At 71.8% G+C, this 16,400-nt stretch carries 15 protein-coding genes; 11 read left to right on the forward strand and 4 right to left on the reverse strand.

Annotated elements, in window-relative coordinates:
- Positions 1–42 precede the first annotated feature (42 nt).
- The gene (locus ABTX60_RS02025) at positions 43–1,680 is read left to right on the forward strand and encodes a GMC oxidoreductase (RefSeq protein WP_502992262.1); all 1,638 of its coding nucleotides are present in this window, start codon (positions 43–45) and stop codon (positions 1,678–1,680) included.
- 12 nt (positions 1,681–1,692) lie between these two features.
- Here ABTX60_RS02025 and ABTX60_RS02030 read toward each other — a convergent pair whose 3' ends face one another.
- Complete coding sequence (locus ABTX60_RS02030) at positions 1,693–3,489, reverse strand: AMP-dependent synthetase/ligase (RefSeq protein WP_352095156.1); 1,797 nt, start codon at positions 3,487–3,489, stop codon at positions 1,693–1,695.
- Between the two features lie 297 nt (positions 3,490–3,786).
- Here ABTX60_RS02030 and ABTX60_RS02035 point away from each other — a divergent pair, with 297 nt between their 5' ends.
- From ABTX60_RS02035 to ABTX60_RS02060, 6 genes are all read left to right on the forward strand, one after another.
- Complete coding sequence (locus tag ABTX60_RS02035) at positions 3,787–4,584, forward strand: metallophosphoesterase family protein (protein WP_352095157.1); 798 nt, start codon at positions 3,787–3,789, stop codon at positions 4,582–4,584.
- Positions 4,585–4,692: 108 nt separating this feature from the next.
- A complete protein-coding gene (locus tag ABTX60_RS02040; protein WP_352095158.1) occupies positions 4,693–5,130 on the forward strand; it encodes an SRPBCC family protein in 438 nt (145 codons plus the stop codon).
- Positions 5,131–5,261: 131 nt separating this feature from the next.
- Entirely contained in the window at positions 5,262–6,431 is a 1,170-nt protein-coding gene (locus tag ABTX60_RS02045; RefSeq protein WP_352095159.1) for an ArsA family ATPase, read from the forward strand.
- Between the two features lie 104 nt (positions 6,432–6,535).
- The gene (locus tag ABTX60_RS02050; RefSeq protein ID WP_352095160.1) at positions 6,536–7,036 is read left to right on the forward strand and encodes a DUF5304 domain-containing protein; all 501 of its coding nucleotides are present in this window, start codon (positions 6,536–6,538) and stop codon (positions 7,034–7,036) included.
- 132 nt (positions 7,037–7,168) lie between these two features.
- On the forward strand, positions 7,169–8,122 hold the full coding sequence (locus ABTX60_RS02055; protein ID WP_344457196.1) for an ROK family glucokinase: 954 nt from the start codon (positions 7,169–7,171) through the stop codon (positions 8,120–8,122).
- A gap of 109 nt (positions 8,123–8,231) precedes the next feature.
- On the forward strand, positions 8,232–8,978 hold the full coding sequence (locus tag ABTX60_RS02060; RefSeq protein WP_352095161.1) for an endonuclease/exonuclease/phosphatase family protein: 747 nt from the start codon (positions 8,232–8,234) through the stop codon (positions 8,976–8,978).
- Here ABTX60_RS02060 and ABTX60_RS02065 read toward each other — a convergent pair.
- Together ABTX60_RS02065 and ABTX60_RS02070 are read right to left on the reverse strand one after the other, a co-directional pair.
- A complete protein-coding gene (locus ABTX60_RS02065; RefSeq protein ID WP_352095162.1) occupies positions 8,975–9,610 on the reverse strand; it encodes a hypothetical protein in 636 nt (211 codons plus the stop codon). The genes ABTX60_RS02060 and ABTX60_RS02065 overlap by 4 nt on opposite strands.
- Positions 9,603–10,400, reverse strand: coding sequence for an alpha/beta hydrolase (locus tag ABTX60_RS02070; RefSeq protein WP_352095163.1), 798 nt, complete (start codon positions 10,398–10,400; stop codon positions 9,603–9,605). The genes ABTX60_RS02065 and ABTX60_RS02070 overlap by 8 nt, the downstream gene beginning before the upstream one ends.
- Before the next feature lie 202 nt (positions 10,401–10,602).
- Here ABTX60_RS02070 and ABTX60_RS02075 point away from each other — a divergent pair, with 202 nt between their 5' ends.
- Genes ABTX60_RS02075 through ABTX60_RS02090 form a run of 4 tightly spaced genes read left to right on the forward strand, consistent with a single transcriptional unit; the run spans position 10,603 to position 14,405 of the window.
- Entirely contained in the window at positions 10,603–11,382 is a 780-nt protein-coding gene (locus tag ABTX60_RS02075) for a lysophospholipid acyltransferase family protein (RefSeq protein ID WP_352095164.1), read from the forward strand.
- Positions 11,383–11,410: 28 nt separating this feature from the next.
- Positions 11,411–12,637, forward strand: coding sequence for a MacS family sensor histidine kinase (gene macS / locus ABTX60_RS02080; protein ID WP_352095165.1), 1,227 nt, complete (start codon positions 11,411–11,413; stop codon positions 12,635–12,637).
- The gene (locus ABTX60_RS02085) at positions 12,634–13,323 is read left to right on the forward strand and encodes a response regulator (protein ID WP_352095166.1); all 690 of its coding nucleotides are present in this window, start codon (positions 12,634–12,636) and stop codon (positions 13,321–13,323) included. Before macS ends, ABTX60_RS02085 begins: the two co-directional genes overlap by 4 nt.
- A 53-nt stretch (positions 13,324–13,376) precedes the next feature.
- Entirely contained in the window at positions 13,377–14,405 is a 1,029-nt protein-coding gene (locus ABTX60_RS02090) for a 6-phosphofructokinase (protein WP_352095167.1), read from the forward strand.
- Positions 14,406–14,458: 53 nt separating this feature from the next.
- On the opposite strand, the gene ABTX60_RS02095 is transcribed toward ABTX60_RS02090, so the two are convergent.
- The gene (locus ABTX60_RS02095; RefSeq protein WP_352095168.1) at positions 14,459–16,324 is read right to left on the reverse strand and encodes an anthranilate synthase family protein; all 1,866 of its coding nucleotides are present in this window, start codon (positions 16,322–16,324) and stop codon (positions 14,459–14,461) included.
- Between the last annotated feature and the right edge of the window lie 76 nt (positions 16,325–16,400).

Raw genomic sequence — 16,400 nt, forward strand, 5'->3', positions numbered from 1 at the left:
ACCCCACTAGGCGGAACCGCAAATTCCGCCGATGCTGCGCCCATGACATCAAACCTGACGCATCGTCATCTGACAAGACGTCAAATCCTCGGCATGGCAGCCCTGCAAACCGCAGCCACCCTCGGCTTCACCCGCATCGGCCTCCAAAGCGCCCGAGCCGCCCAGCCCGACGCAGTCGACACCGCCCCGGCGATCGTCGTCGGCTCCGGCTACGGCGGAGCGGTCGCCGCCCTCCGCCTCGCCCAGGCCGGCATCCGCACGATCGTCCTGGAGATGGGCCGCCTCTGGAACACCGCGGGCCCCGACGGCAACGTCTTCTGCACCACCAGCGCACCCGACCACCGCTCCATGTGGTTCCGCACCCGCACCGAGGCCCCCCTCGGCAGCTTCCTCTGGCTGGACGTCGTCAACCGCGACATCGGCCGCTACCCGGGCGTCCTGGACCGCGTGCACTTCGACCAGATGTCCGTGTACGTCGGCCGGGGCGTCGGCGGCGGCTCCCTGGTCAACGGGAGCATGGCGGTCACCCCGCCCCGGTCCTACTTCGCCGAGCAGTTCCCCACCGTCGACGCCGACGAGATGTACGGCACCTACTTCCCGCGCGCCCGCGCGGCCCTCGGTGTGAACACCGTCGACCCGGCCTGGTTCGAGTCGACGGAGTGGTACCGCTTCACCCGCGTCTCCCGCAAGCACGCCGAGAAGACCGGCCTGCGGACCACCTTCGTGCCGAGCGTCTACGACTTCGGTCACATGGAGCGCGAGGCGGCCGGCACCGCCCCGAAGTCGGCACTCGGCGGCGAGGTCATCTACGGCAACAACCACGGCAAGCGCAGCCTCGACAAGACCTACCTCGCCGCCGCGCTCGGCACCGGCAACGTCACCGTCCACACGCTGGAGAAGGTGCGCGCGATCAGCCGCGCGCCGGACGGGACCTGGGTCCTGACCGCCGACCGCATCGACGAGACCGGCAAGGTCGTCGCAACCAGGGAGTACGGCTGCACGTACCTCTTCCTCGGCGGCGGCAGCCTCGGCACCACCGAACTGCTGCTGCGCGCCCGGGAGACGGGCACGCTTCCCGGCCTCGACGCCAGTGTCGGCGCCGGCTGGGGCACCAACGGCAACGTGATGCTGGGCCGGGCCAACCACCTGTGGGACACGGTCGGGGCGAACCAGTCGACCATGCCGGTCATGGGCATCGACGACTGGGCGAACGCCGCCAACCCGGTGTTCGCCGAGATCGCCCCGCTGCCGACGGGCCTGGAGCACTGGGTGAGCCTCTATCTGGCGATCACCAGGAACCCGGAACGGGCGTCCTTCTCCTACGACACCGGCTCCGACCGGCTGCGGCTCGGCTGGACGGCCGCCCACAGCGCGGTCTCCGTCGCCATGGCCAAGAAGCTCTTCGACCGCGTCAACGCGGCCAACGCGACGATCTACCGGTACGACCTGTTCGGCTCGAAGAACAAGGTCTTCGCCGACGACTTCACCTACCACCCGCTCGGCGGCTGCGTGCTGGGCAGGGCGACCGACGACTACGGGCGGGTCAGGGGATACCCCCGGCTGTACGTCACCGACGGCTCGCTCGTGCCCGGGTCGCTCGGGGTCAACCCGTTCGTGACCATCACCGCGCTCGCCGAACGCACGATGGCGCGGGTCCTCGCCGAGGACACCGCGCCATAGCCGACCAGGAGGTCACTTCGCGTAAATGGCCTCGATCTCGTGCGCGTAGTCCTTCGCCACCACGTTGCGCTTCAGTTTCAGCGACGGCGTCAGGTAGCCCGACTCCTCCGTGAACTGGGAGTTCAGAATGCGGAACTTCCGCACCGATTCCGCCTTCGACACCGCGGCGTTGCCGTCGTCGATCGCCGCCTGGATCGCGGCCAGCAGGTCCGGGTCCTCGCTCAGCGACGCCGCGGTGGCACCCGCCGGCTTGCCGTGGTCGGAGCACCAACGGCCCAGGAACTCCTCGTCGATGGTGATCAGCGCGCCCACGAACGGCCGCCCGTCGCCCACCACCATGCACTCCGCGACCAGCGCGTGCGCCCGGATGCGGTCCTCGATCACGGCCGGGGCGACGTTCTTGCCGCCCGCGGTGACGATGATCTCCTTCTTGCGGCCGGTGATCCTGAGGTAGCCGTCCTCGTCGAGGGTGCCGATGTCACCCGTGTGGAACCAGCCGTCCGCCAGCGCCTCGGCGGTCGCTTCGGGGTTGTTCCAGTACTCCTTGAACAGGTGCTCGCCGTGCAGCAGCACCTCGCCGTCGTCGGCGATGCGCACCACCGAGCCGGGCAGCGGCTGGCCGACCGTGCCGATCTTCTGCCGGTCCCAGGGGTTGAACGCGGTGGCCGCGCAGGACTCGGTCAGGCCGTAGCCCTCCAGGACCGTGAAGCCGATGCCGCGGAAGAAGTGGCCGAGGCGCTCGCCGAGCGGTGCGCCGCCGGAGATGGCGTACTCGCCCCGGCCGCCGAGAACCGCGCGGAGCTTGCTGTAGACGAGCTTGTCGAACGTCTTGTACTTGATCTTCAGGCCGAGCGACGGGCCCGAGGGGGTGTCCAGCGCCTTGCTGTACGCGATGGCGGTGTCGGCCGCCTTGTCGAAGATCTTGCCCTTGCCGTCCGCCTGGGCCTTGGCACGCGCCGAGTTGTAGACCTTCTCGAAGACGCGCGGCACCCCGAGGATCAGCGTCGGACGGAACGCGGCCAGCTCGTCGGTGAGGTCCTTGATGTCCGGGACCGTGCCCAGTTTGATCGGCGCCATCATGGGCGCGATCTGCACCAGCCGGCCGAAGACGTGCGCGAGCGGCAGGAAGAGCAGCACCGAGCACTCGCCCGTGCGGAACAGCGGCCGCAGCCGCTCGACGATGTTGCCGCACTCGGCGAAGAAGCTGCGGTGGGTGAGCACACAGCCCTTGGGGCGGCCGGTGGTGCCGGAGGTGTAGACGATGGTGGCCGGGTCGTCGGCCTTGGCGAACGAGCCGCGCTCCTCGACCGTCTCGTCGGTGACGTCCTGGCCGAGCCGGCCCAGCTCGTCGATGCCGCCGCCGTCGATCTGCCACACGTGCTTGAGCGCCGGAAGCCGGTCGCGTACCGACTCGATCGCGGCCGCGTGGGCGTCCGACTCCACGACACAGGCGGTCGCGCCCGAGTCGCCGAGGATCCACTGCACCTGCTCCGCCGAACTGGTCTCGTACACCGGCACGGTCACCGCGCCCGCGCTCCAGATCGCGAAGTCCAGCAGCGTCCACTCGTAGCGGGTGCGGGACATCAGGCCCACCCGGTCGCCCGGCTGGACCCCGGCGGCGATCAGCCCCTTCGCCGCCGTGTGCACCTCGGCGAGGAACGTGGTGGCCGTGACGTCCTGCCAGCTGCCGCCGACCTTGCGGGCGATGACGGCGACGTCCGGGTGCTGCGCGGCGTTTCTGCGGACGATGTCGGTCAGATTTCCGTCCGCAGGGACCTCGTACAAAGCCGGAAGGCTGAACTCGCGCAAGACTGCTGCTCCTCATAGGGCGCCGGCGCCACGACGGTGTGTGCTGCGACGGTGCGGTCCAAGGCTCGGGGAAGTGCTCGCGCATTCACTTGTTGAAATGCAGAGCACGACTGGACTGGCCGGACGTTACCCGTCGGTATGGCTTTCACGACAGGGGGTCCCATCGAGATGTTCGCTGCGTCACACAGTTGGGTATTCCTTTGCGCACAGTAGTCCACCTGCTAACTGACTGGCCAGTAACCGCAGGTAGGACCGCCACTGTTCACAACCGCAGCGCGCGACCTACGCTTGATCGTCATGGCACCCACACCAGCCGGAAACCACCGGACCCGCGTCCACGTGGTGAGCGACGTGCACGGCAACGCCCGCGACCTGGCCAGGGCGGGCGAGGGCGCCGACGCCCTGATCTGCCTGGGCGACCTCGTCCTCTTCCTGGACTACGCCGACCACTCGCGCGGCATCTTCCCCGACCTGTTCGGCGTCGAGAACGCCGACCGCATCGTCGCGCTGCGCACCGCCCGCCGCTTCGAGGAGGCCCGGGTGTTCGGAGCCGAGCTGTGGGCCGGCCTCCAGGGGGACCGGGCCACGGTGATCGAGAAGGCGGTGCGCAAGCAGTACGCCGAGCTGTTCGCCGCCTTCCCCACTCCTACGTACGCCACCTACGGCAATGTCGACATGCCGCCCCTGTGGGGGGAGTACGCGGGCGCCGGCACGACCGTCCTCGACGGTGAGCGCGTCGAGATCGGCGGCCGGGTCTTCGGCTTCGTCGGCGGCGGCCTGCGCACGCCGATGCGCACGCCGTACGAGATCAGCGACGAGGAGTACGCGGCGAAGATCGAGGCCGTGGGCGAGGTCGACGTGCTCTGCACCCACATCCCGCCCGAGGTCCCCGAACTGGTCTACGACACCGTCGCCCGCCGCTTCGAACGCGGCAGCCGTGCCCTGCTGGACGCCATCCGCCGCACCCGGCCCCGCTACTCCCTCTTCGGGCACGTCCACCAGCCGCTGGTGAGGAGGATGCGGATCGGGGCCACCGAGTGCGTGAACGTGGGGCACTTCGCGGGGACCGGGACGCCCTGGGCCCTGGAGTGGTGAGGACACCCCAGGTCGGGTGAGATCCGCGGGTCCCGTGCGCGGTAGCCTTCACGCTGCACACTCGTGCGCACGACCTCATACCGGCCCGCATCTGGAGGAGCCACGGCGATGGCGGAACACACCAGCTCGAGCATCACCATCGAGGCGGCCCCGGCCGACGTCATGGCGGTCATCGCCGACTTCGCCCGTTACCCGGACTGGACCGGCGAGGTGAAGGAGGCGGAGGTCCTCAAGACCGACGCCCGGGGCCGCGCCGAGCAGGTCCGCCTCGTCATGGACGCGGGCGCGATCAAGGACGACCAGGTCCTCGGATACACCTGGACCGGCGAGAACGAGGTGTCCTGGACGCTGGTGAAGTCCCAGATGCTGCGTTCCCTCGACGGCTCGTACATCCTCAAGCCGTCCGGAGCGGGCGGCACGGAGGTCACGTACCTGCTGACCGTGGACGTCAAGATCCCCATGCTCGGCATGATCAAGCGCAAGGCGGAGAAGGTCATCATCGACCGGGCGCTGGCGGGGCTGAAGAAGCGGGTCGAGTCGGCCTGACCGCCGCCGCGGGGGTTCCGGTGGAGTTCCGGGTGCGGGCGCGCGGTGGCTGATCGCGCCCGCGCGGCGGAGCCGCATGTTCGACACAGCCCCGCGCCCCTGGCCGGCCACCCCGGGGTACGTTCGACCCCATGCGCACCATCCTGATCACCGGCCCCGGCGGCAGCGGTCGTACCACCCTCGCGGCCGCGACCGCCCTGGCCGCGGCAGCCGAGGGCAGCCGCGCCCTCGTCCTCGGCACCGACCGCACCGACACCCTGGGTGCCGCACTGGGCGTGGTCACGGGGTCGAAGCCGGTCGAGGCCGCACCCCGTCTCACCACCTGGCGCCCCGACGCCGCCCAGGACTTCCGCAGGGACCTCGTCGCCCTCCAGGACCGCGCCTCCTCCGCCCTGGACCTCCTCGGCGCCTCCCGCCTCGACCCCGACGAGCTCACCCCCCTGCCCGGGGCCGAGGAACTCGCCCTACTGCGCGCCCTGCGCGACGCCGCGCTGTCGGAGAAGTACGACACCCTCGTCGTCGACCTCCCTCCGGCCCCGCAGGCCCTCGCCCTGCTCGCCCTGCCCGAGGAACTCCGCCGTTACCTGCGCCGCCTCCTCCCGCCCGAACGGCAGGCCGCCCGCGCCCTGCGCCCCGTCCTGGGCCGTCTCGCCGGCGTTCCCATGCCCGCCGAGTGGCTCTACGAGACGGCGGCCCGCTGGGACCTGGAACTCGCCGCCGTGGAAGCGGTCGTCGCCGACCGCGGCACCGTCGTGCGGCTGGTCGCCGAGCCCGGCCCGGCCGGCACCGACGCGCTGCGCACCGCCCGGCTCGGCCTCGCCCTGCGCGGTCTGCGCACCGACGTCGTGGTCGCCAACCGCGTCCTGCCCGAGGCGTCCCCGGACACCTGGCTCGCCGGCCCCGTCGCCCAGCAGCGCAAGACGCTGGAGGAGTGGCGGGAGGCCTACGACGTCCGCACCGTCGCCCACCTCGGGCGCGACCCGCGCGGCAGCGACGATCTCACCGCCCTCGCCGTGCCCGGCACCGAGCAGGCGGTCCCCGCCGCCGACTGGCCCGTGACCGACCGGCTCGGCGAGGACGGCGTGCTCGTCTGGCGGATCCCGCTGCCCGGCGCCATACGCGAGGAACTGGACCTCGTCCGGCACGGCGACGAACTCGTCGTCACGGCGGGGCGGTTCCGCCGGGTCGTCCCGCTGCCCTCCGTGCTGCGCCGCTGCACCGTCGACGGGGCCGCCCTGCGCGACGGCGAGCTGCGGATCCGCTTCGCGCCCGACCCGGAGCTGTGGCCGCGGAGCCGGTGAGACAGCGGGGCCGAACGGGGGGCGACAGTGGCCGGCCCGACCCGTGAACCCGGGACGCCCGTTCGGGTAACGTCGTAAGGACGAACCGCAGTCAGGAGTCCGTGATGAGCGAAGATCTCCCTCCGTCCGGCGCCGCCCGGGAAGGGGCCGCGGACGACGTGCGGGCGACCGACGCCGACGCCTGGGCGACCGCGTGCGCCGAGGACCTCCAGGCGGAGAAGGCCCGTCGCCGCGCCGAGTACGGCACGCCCCCCGGCTCCGCGGCCGAGGAACTGAGGAAACTCGTCGACGCCGTCGCCGAGAAGCTGTCCGGCGTCCAGTCCCCGCTGCTCGGCGCGGTCGCGGGACCCGCCGCCCAGCAGGTCGTGCGACAGGTCGTGCAGCAGGCCAAGGACGCCGTGGAACCCGTCATCGAGCGCAATCCGGACGTCTTCGGCCACCTGGCCGCGGCCGGCAACGAACTGCTCGCCGCCTACCGCTCCGCCGTCCAGGACCAGGAACGCCGCTGGACCGGCCGCGACGACCGGCACGACCCCCGTGACCAGGGCGAGCGCCGGGACGGCGGCGAGGACGCCGGCCCAGGGGGGCGCATCGACCTGGACTGAGTCCCCGGGCCCGGCCGAGAGGCGGCCCCGGTACGGCATCCCGGGGTGCCCAGCGTGCGGACGACGACGGACCCGGCGGCATGCCTCGGGTACCGTTGGCCGTAGCGGGGCTCGACCGAAACTGAGGGATTCATGGGACTCACCATCGGCGTCGACATCGGCGGCACGAAGATCGCGGCCGGCGTGGTCGATGAGGACGGCAACATCCTCTCGACCCACAAGGTGCCGACCCCGGGCACGGCTGAGGGCATCGTGGACGCCATCGCTTCGGCGGTGGACGGCGCACGCGTCGGTCACGACATCGTCGGCGTGGGCATCGGTGCCGCCGGCTACGTGAACCGGCAGCGCTCCGAGGTCTACTTCGCGCCCAACATCCACTGGCGCAACGAGCCGCTCAAGGACAAGGTCGAGGCCCGCGTGGGCCTCCCGGTGGTCGTGGAGAACGACGCGAACGCCGCGGCGTGGGGCGAGTACAAGTTCGGTGCCGGCAAGGGCCACCGCAACGTCATCTGCATCACCCTCGGCACCGGCCTCGGCGGCGGCATCATCATCGGCAACAAGCTGCGCCGCGGGCACTTCGGCGTCGCCGCCGAGTTCGGCCACATCCGCATGGTGCCGGACGGCCTGCTGTGCGGCTGCGGCTCGCAGGGCTGCTGGGAGCAGTACGCCTCCGGCCGCGCCCTCGTCAGGTACGCCAAGCAGCGCGCCAACGCCACCCCCGAGAACGCCGAGACCCTGCTCGGCCTCGGCAACGGCACACCCGAGGGCATCGAGGGCAAGCACATCTCCATGGCCGCCCGCCAGGGCGACCGGGTGGCCGTCGACTCCTACCGCGAACTGGCCCGCTGGGTCGGCGCGGGCCTCGCCGACCTGGCCTCCCTCTTCGACCCCTCCGCGTTCATCGTCGGCGGCGGCCTCTCCGACGAGGGCGAACTGGTCCTGGGCCCGATCCGCAAGTCGTACAAGCGCTGGCTGGTCGGCGGCAACTGGCGCCCGGTGGCGGAGGTCAGAGCGGCGGAACTGGGCAACAAGGCCGGTCTGGTAGGAGCGGCCGACCTGGCCCGCGAGCCCGACCCGATCATGTAAACGCCCTGCTTTTGCTTTTGGGGGCGCGAGGAACCGCGCGACAGGCCACGAACGACCGGCACTCGCGTACGTACCTCGCGCCCCGAGTCATGGGGCGTAAATTGATCACATGTCGCTGCTCCCCAACTCGCGTACAGAACCCGACGGTTCCGCAGTCATCAGGGTCCTCGGCTACAACATCCGCTCCATGCGCGACGACACCGACGCCCTGGCCCGCGTCATCAAGGCCTGCGCACCCGACCTCGTCCTCATCCAGGAAGCCCCCCGCTTCTTCCGCTGGCGCAAGAAACTCGCCCGCCTGGCCCTCGCCTCCGACCTGGTGATCGTCACCGGCGGCGCCACCACCACCGGACCGGCGATCCTCAGCTCGCTCCGGGCGAGCGTCGAACGCACCGAGGACATCCTCCTGCCCCCCACTCCCGGCCTGCACCGCCGCGGTTTCGCCACCGCGGTCGTCCGCATCGCCGGCGCCCGCCTCGGCGTCCTCAGCTGCCACCTGTCCCTGCAGAAGGACGAGCGCTACGAGCAGTCCGGCATGCTCCTGGACCGGCTCGCCGGCATGGGTGTGGAACACGCGATCGCCGGCGGCGACCTCAACGAACGCCCCGACGGCCCGGCCTTCCGCCGGCTGGCCGACAGCCTGACCGACTGCCGGGCCGCGGCCCCCTGGGGCGGCGAGCACACCTGGACGCCCACCGACCCCTACCAGCGCATCGACGCGGTCTTCGTGACGAAGGGCATCGAGGTGCTGGGCTGCGGCGTCCCGACCGGGCAGCCCGGGGTGTCCCAGGCAGACCTGAGGGCGGCCACGGACCACCTCCCGGTCCTGGCCGCCGTCAGGGTCCCGTCCTCCTAGACGACCGCGCCCCGCCCGGGATCGTCGTCCTCCTCGTCGTCCGTCCGCATCCGTATCACCAGCGTCGCGAACCCGCCGAGGAACCCGCCGATCCCCAGCGTGGCCAGCCACCAGGTCATGTCCCAGCCGAGCAGCACGGCCAGCAGGAGCAGCACCGGCCCGCCGAGTACGCCGAGCCAGGCGAACTTGGCGGTGGGGTCGGCGGCGGGCAGCGCGGGCGGCTCCGGGGGCACGAAGTGGCCCTCGTCGTCCTCGTCGAAGTCGTCGTCGGCGGGCTCGGGCGTGGAGTAGTCGCGCGGACCGACACCGGGCGCGAAGGAGACCGAGCCGCCCAGGGGCTTCGCGGCTTCGTCCCCGGGCCCGGGCCTCTCGGCCTCCTCCGACTCGACCGGCTTCACGACGTCCCCGGACTTCACGGCCGTGTCGCCGCGGTCGCCGTCCAGCACGGCGTCGTTGGTCCCGGTCGCGGGCAGGGCCAGATCCTCGATGGACTTGAACGGCTTGGCGCCCGGCGGGTCAGGCGGCTCCTCGCCGTACCCGGCGACGATCGCCGCCCAGGCGGCCTCCTCGTCGAAGGGGACGCCCTTGTCGTCCGGCTCCCGGCCCTCACGGCCGGAGTCGTGCTCAGCCACCTGCGGTCGTCCCTTCCTTGCCGAGCCCGGGCTCCTTGCCGAGGCCGGACGCGATGCGGCCGATGAACGCGAGGCTCTCCTCGTGGATCAGGTCCGCGTCATGGTCCAACGTGGCGACGTGGTAGCTCTGTTCCAGGATGACCTCTTTCACGTCCGTCGACGAGATGCGGCTGAGGACCCGGGCGGAGTCGGCGGGCGGCACCACATGGTCCTGCGGGCTGTGCATCAGCAGCACCGGCTGGGTGACCTGCGGCAGCTCGCCGTCGACGATCCGGAAGAACTGCCGCAGCGAGTGCGCCGCGTGCAGCGGCACCCGGTCGTAGCCGAGCTCCCTGCCGTCCGGCTTGGCGATGTCGCTGGCGATGCCCTTCGTCGCGGGGACGAGGTGGCGCACCACCGGGAGAGCGTGCGCGGCCAGGCCGTGCACCTTGTTCGCGGGGTTGACGACCATGACACCGCGGACGGCGTCGCCGTGCTTCGCGGCCAGCCGCAGGGCCAGCGCGCCGCCCATCGACAGACCGGCCACGAAAACCGTCTCGCGGCGCTCGCACAGCAGGCGCAGCTCGCGGTCCACCTCCGCGTACCAGTCCTGCCAGCCGGTGATCCGCAGGTCCTCCCAGCGCGTGCCGTGCCCGGGCAGCAGTGGCAGGGAGACGGTCATACCGTGCTCGGCGAGGTGCTCCGCCCAGGGGCGCAGCGACTGCGGTGATCCGGTGAAGCCGTGGCAGAGGAGGACGGCTGCCTCTCCGCCCTCGTGGTGAAACGGCTCGGCTCCGGCGAGGACCGGCACCTTCGGCCTCCTGGTCGTGAGAAGGGACTGGCACGATCACGCAATGTCACGGAACGTCATGGAAGGGGTCGCACGGCGTTCGCGGGACCTTCACCGTACGCGACCGCACTGACACCGACCAGGGCCGTCGGCTCCTTCGACGGCGCTCCGGGTTAAGGTCTGATCGACACATACAGGAGGCACTCGGTTGTTGTACGGCGCGATGAAGGTCACCATCGGGGGTCCGCTGAAGCTCGCCTTCAGGCCCTGGGTGGAGGGCCTGGAGAACGTACCCGCCGAGGGTGCTGCGATCCTGGCGAGCAATCACCTGTCGTTCTCCGACTCGTTCTTCCTGCCCGCCGTCCTCGACCGCAAGGTCACCTTCATCGCGAAGGCCGAGTACTTCACCACGCCCGGCGTGAAGGGCCGGCTCACGGCCGCCTTCTTCAAGGGGGTCGGGCAGCTCCCCGTGGACCGCTCCGGTGCGCGCGGCGCGGGCGAGGCCGCCATCAAGAGCGGTATAGAGGTGCTGGAGCGCGGTGAGCTGTTCGGGCTCTACCCGGAGGGCACGCGCTCGCCCGACGGACGGCTCTACCGGGGCAAGCCGGGCGGCCTCGCGCGCGTGGCGCTCGCCACCGGCGCGCCCGTGATCCCCGTCGCCATGATCGACACGGAGAAGATCCAGCCGCCCGGGAAGGTCATGCCGAAGCTGATGCGGCCGGGCATCCGGATCGGCAAGCCCCTGGACTTCAGCCGCTACCAGGGCATGGAGCACGACCGGTTCGTGCTGCGCGCGGTGACCGACGAGGTCATGTACGAGATCATGAACCTCTCCGGCCAGGAATACGTCGACATGTACGCCACGGCCATGAAGCGGCAGCTCACGGAAGCGGCGAAGGCGGAGAAGGAAGCCGAGAAGGCGGCCAAGGCCGCTCTCGCCCGGGCCGCGAAGGAACAGGCCGACAAGCAGAAGCAGGCGGAGCAGGGGCGGACCGAGCCCTAGCCGGGGCTTCGGTCGGGGGGCGGGGGAGATGGCCAAGCGCGAGCGCGTCATGAGGATGTCGGTCGAGCAGCCGCTGTGGCGTGCGCTCACCGGCTACCGGGTGCTCACGATGCTGTACGCGATCGGTCTGTTCGCGACCGCCTACGAGGAGTTCACCCGCCCCTGGATCGCCGTCGCCTACTACGCCGTGCTGTGCGGCTGGACCCTGGCCACCCTGCCCCGGGTCGCGAACGCGGCCCGCTGCACCAAGCGGTTCCTCGTCGCCGATCTCACCGTCGCCCTCACCGGCATCCTGCTCACACCCGTCGCCGACGCGCACGAGCGGGTCCAGTCGGGCGGACCGACCCTGCCGTCGATATGGACCGCCGGCGCCGTCCTCGCCTTCGCCATCAAGGGCGGCTGGCGCTGGGCGGCCCTCGCCTCCGGCCTGGTGGCCGTCGCCAACCTGGCCGAGCGCGGCAGCCCGGCCCGCGACACCGTCCACAACGTCATCCTGGTCTGCATCGCCTCCGTCGCCATCGGCTACGTCGTCGAGGTCGCCCGAGCCTCCGAGCGCACCCTCGCCCGCGCCCTGGAGATCGAGGCCGCCACGCGCGAGCGCGAGCGTCTGGCCCGGGACATCCACGACAGCGTGCTCCAGGTGCTGGCGATGGTGCAGCGCCGCGGGGCCGTGATCGGGGGAGAGGCGGCAGAGCTGGGCCGGATGGCCGGCGAGCAGGAGGTCGCGCTGCGCACCCTGGTCTCCGGCGGACTCGTGCCCGTCTCCCGCGTGTCGGAGGACGCCGCACAGGGCGCGGTCGTACGGGCCGTCGACGAGGAACCGGAAGAGAGCGGTCCCGTCGACCTGCGCGCCCTGCTCGCGCCGTACGCGGGCGCCCTGGTCAGCCTCGCCGAGCCCGGCGCGCCCGTGCCGCTGGCGCCGGGCGCCGCCCGGGAGGTCGCCGCCGCCGTCGGGGCCGCCCTGGACAACGTCCGCCGGCATGCCGGTCAGGACGCACGCGCGTGGATCCTGGTCGAGGACGAGCCGGACGAGGTGATCGTCACCGTACGGGACGACGGGCCCGGCATCCCGGAGGGACGGCTCGACCAGGCCGAGGGCGAGGGGCGGCTCGGTGTCGCCCTGTCGATCCGCGGCCGGCTGCGCGACCTCGGCGGCAGCGCGGAACTGATCTCGGTGCCGGGGCAGGGCACGGAGGTCGAGCTGAAGGTACCGAAGAACGTGACGAACACACGGGGGAAGGCGGAGCAGCGATGACGGAGACGACCGGAGACCGGCAGGATCCGATCAAGGTCATGGTCGTCGACGACCACCCCATGTGGCGCGACGCGGTCGCCCGCGACCTGGCCGAGTCGGGCTTCGAGGTGGTCGCCACCGCGGGCGACGGCGACCAGGCCGTACGCCGCGCCAAGGCCGCCGCACCCGATGTCCTCGTGCTCGACCTGAACCTGCCGGCCAAGCCCGGTGTGCAGGTCTGCAAGGAGGTCGTCGCCGCGAACCCGGCGCTGCGGGTGCTCGTGCTGTCCGCGAGCGGTGAGCACGCCGACGTCCTGGAGGCCGTGAAGTCCGGCGCGACCGGCTATCTGCTGAAGTCCGCCTCCACCGGGGAACTGCAGGACGCGGTCCGCCGCACGGCCGTCGGAGACCCCGTCTTCACCCCCGGCCTCGCCGGACTGGTCCTCGGCGAGTACCGCCGCCTGGCCTCCGAACCCGCCCCCGCCGCCGACACCGACGAACCAAAGGCGCCCCGGCTCACCGACCGCGAGACCGAGGTGCTGCGCCTGGTCGCCAAGGGCCTGAGCTACAAGCAGATCGCCGAACGCCTGGTCATCTCCCACCGCACGGTGCAGAACCACGTCCAGAACACCCTCGGCAAGCTCCAGCTGCACAACCGGGTGGAGCTCGTCAGGTACGCGATAGAGCGCGGCCTCGACGACGAGTGAGGCGCACGTCACACTGACCCTTCGTCAGGTACCTGCGGCGAAGGGACTGTTCCATGCGCGTCGGAGTACTGACCGGAGGCGGCGACTGCCCCGGACTCAACGCCGTCATCCGGGCCGTCGTCCGCAAGGGCGTGCAGGAGTACGGCTATGACTTCACCGGCTTCCGGGACGGCTGGCGAGGGCCACTGGAAGGCGACACCGTCCGCCTCGACATCCCCGCGGTCCGCGGCATCCTGCCTCGCGGCGGCACGATCCTCGGCTCCTCGCGGACCAACCCGCTGAAGGTGGAGAACGGCATCCGCCGGATCAAGGAGACCCTCGCCGGACTGGAGGTGGAGGCGCTCATCGCGATCGGCGGCGAGGACACCCTGGGCGTGGCCGCCCGCCTGTCCGACGAGCACGGCGTGCCCTGCGTGGGCGTTCCGAAGACCATCGACAACGACCTGTCCGCCACCGACTACACCTTCGGCTTCGACACCGCCGTGGGCATCGCGACCGAGGCCATCGACCGGCTGCACACCACCGCCGAGTCCCACATGCGGGTCCTGGTCGTCGAGGTGATGGGCCGGCACGCCGGCTGGATCGCCCTCCACTCCGGCCTGGCCGGCGGCGCCAACGTCATCCTCATCCCCGAGCAGCGCTTCGACGTCGAGCAGGTGTGCACCTGGGTAACCTCCCGCTTCCGGGCCTCGTACGCGCCGATCGTGGTGGTCGCCGAGGGGGCGATGCCGAGGGACGGCGACATGGTCCTCAAGGACCAGACCCTCGACTCCTTCGGACACGTCCGGCTGTCCGGGGTGGGGGAGTGGCTCGCCAAGGAGATCGAGAAGCGCACCGGCAAGGAGGCCCGCACGACGGTCCTGGGGCACGTCCAGCGCGGCGGCACCCCCAGTGCCTTCGACCGCTGGCTCGCCACCCGCTTCGGCCTGCACGCCATCGACTGCGTCCGTGACCGTGACTTCGGCCGGATGGTCGCCCTGCGCGGCACCGACATCGTCCGGGTCCCCCTCGCGGACGCCACCGCCCGCCTGAAGACGGTCGACCCCGCGCTGTACGAGGAGGTCGGGGTGTTCTTCGGCTGACGGCCCCGGCCCACATGCCGGTCGGGGCCGGACAGGCCCCGACCGGGCCCGTGCTACACCGAGGGCGCGCCCGTCTCCCGGAGCCGACCCACCAGCTCCCGCACCACCGCCGCGCCGTTCAGGGTCAGCACCGACTCGGGGTGGAACTGCACCCCGGCGAACCCGGGCGCGCGCAGGGCGTGCACCTCACCGTCGGCAGCGCGCGAGACCTCGACCCCGTGCGCCGACAGTTCGGCCGCGGCCTCGTCGTCACAGCGCGCCACGAAGCTGTTGTAGAACCCGACGGTCTCCCGCCGCCCGAACAGCTCGATCTCCGTCTGCGCCCCCTGGAACGGCACGTCCTTGCGCACGATGTCCAGTCCCAGCTCGGCCGCGATCAGCTCGTGTCCGAGGCAGACGCCCAGCACGCCCTGCCGCTCGCCCCTGATCACCTCGGCGGTGAGGGAGCGCAGGAACCGCATCTTCGGATCCGCCAGGTCCGACGGGTCCCCCGGCCCGGGACCCAGCACCACCGGACCCTCGTGCCCGAGCACCGCCTCCCGCAGCCCCGGTTCGTCGTACCGCCGCACGCTCACCTCCAGGCCGCCGGCGCGCAGCAGGTGCGCGAGCATCGCCGTGAAGGTGTCCTCGCCGTCGACGACCAGGGCGTGCCCCGCCGGCTCCGGCGAGCGCTCCTGCATCCGCAGCCAGAACGGCGCGAGCGAGGCCCTGCGTCCGTCCAGCGCGGCCCGCACACGCGGGTCGTCGGCGAGGCACGGCCGGGTGTGCTCGGCGCGGGGCCGGGAGGGCCCCACCCCGAGGGCCGCCAGCACGCCCGCCGCCTTGGCGTGCGTCTCGGCCACCTCGCTCGCCGGGTCCGAGCCGCGCACGAGGGTCGCGCCGACCGGCACCCGCAGCCGCCCGCCCGCGTCGATGTCGGCGGTGCGGATCAGGATGGGGGAGTCGAGGGTCTGGACCCCGCCCGCGTCCCGGCCGATCAGGGCCAGTGCCCCCGCGTAGTACCCGCGCCCCCCGCTCTCGTGCCGTTCGATCACCCGGCAGGCGTTCTGCACCGGCGAGCCGGTGACGGTCGCCGCGAACATGGTCTCCTTGAGCACATCCCGCACGTCCAGCGTGGACCTGCCGCGCAGCTCGTACTCGGTGTGCGCGAGGTGCGCCATCTCCTTCAGCCGGGGTCCGACGACCACTCCGCCCATGTCGCCGACGGTGCACATCATCTTGAGTTCCTCGTCGACGACCATCGACAGCTCCTCGATCTCCTTGCCGTCGGCGAGGAAGTCCAGCAGGTGCTCCGGCGTCGGCCCCTCGGCGGGGTAGCGGTAGGTGCCGCTGATCGGGTTCATGACGACCGTGCCGCCGGACATCCGGACGTGCACCTCGGGGCTGGCCCCGACCAGCGTGCGGTCCCCGGTGTGCACGACGAACGTCCAGTACGCCCCGCGCTCGCCCTCCAGCAGCCGCCGGAACAGCGCCAGCGCGTCGGCCCGCCCGAACCCGGTGATCTCGCCCTCGTACGTCCGCCGGATCACGAAGTTCGCGCCCTCGCCCCGGCCGATCTCCTCCCGCAGCACGCGTCCGACGATCTCGCCGTACTCCTCGTCGGCGACGTCGAAGCCGCCGCCCTCGACGCGCACGTCGTGCGCCGGGAGCTGCTGCAGGGCGTCAACGAGCGGGACGGCGTACGACTCCTCGGGTGTGAGTGCCAGCAGCGGCGTACCGTCGTCGCGGACGTCGAAGCCGCGCTCGCGGATCTGCCGGAAGGGCACCAGCGCGAGGCTCCGGTCGGGGAGGTCGGCGAGCCTGTCGCAGGACGCGACCGGGCCGATCAGGACCTCGACCAGATCGTGGTCGTGGCCCGGGGTGCGGCGGCGCAGCAGGGCGAACGGACGGGAGTCGTCCGGCAAGCCGAGCAGGTTCATGGGTCCGTGCTCCATCTCGGTGAGAGAGGAACGGACCCCGGGAAACACCGAAGGCCGCCCCTCGGGCGGCCTTCGC

Origin of the sequence: Streptomyces sp. NPDC126510, assembly GCF_040302345.1 — a bacterium.
In the GTDB taxonomy this organism is placed as follows: Bacteria; Actinomycetota; Actinomycetes; order Streptomycetales; family Streptomycetaceae; genus Streptomyces.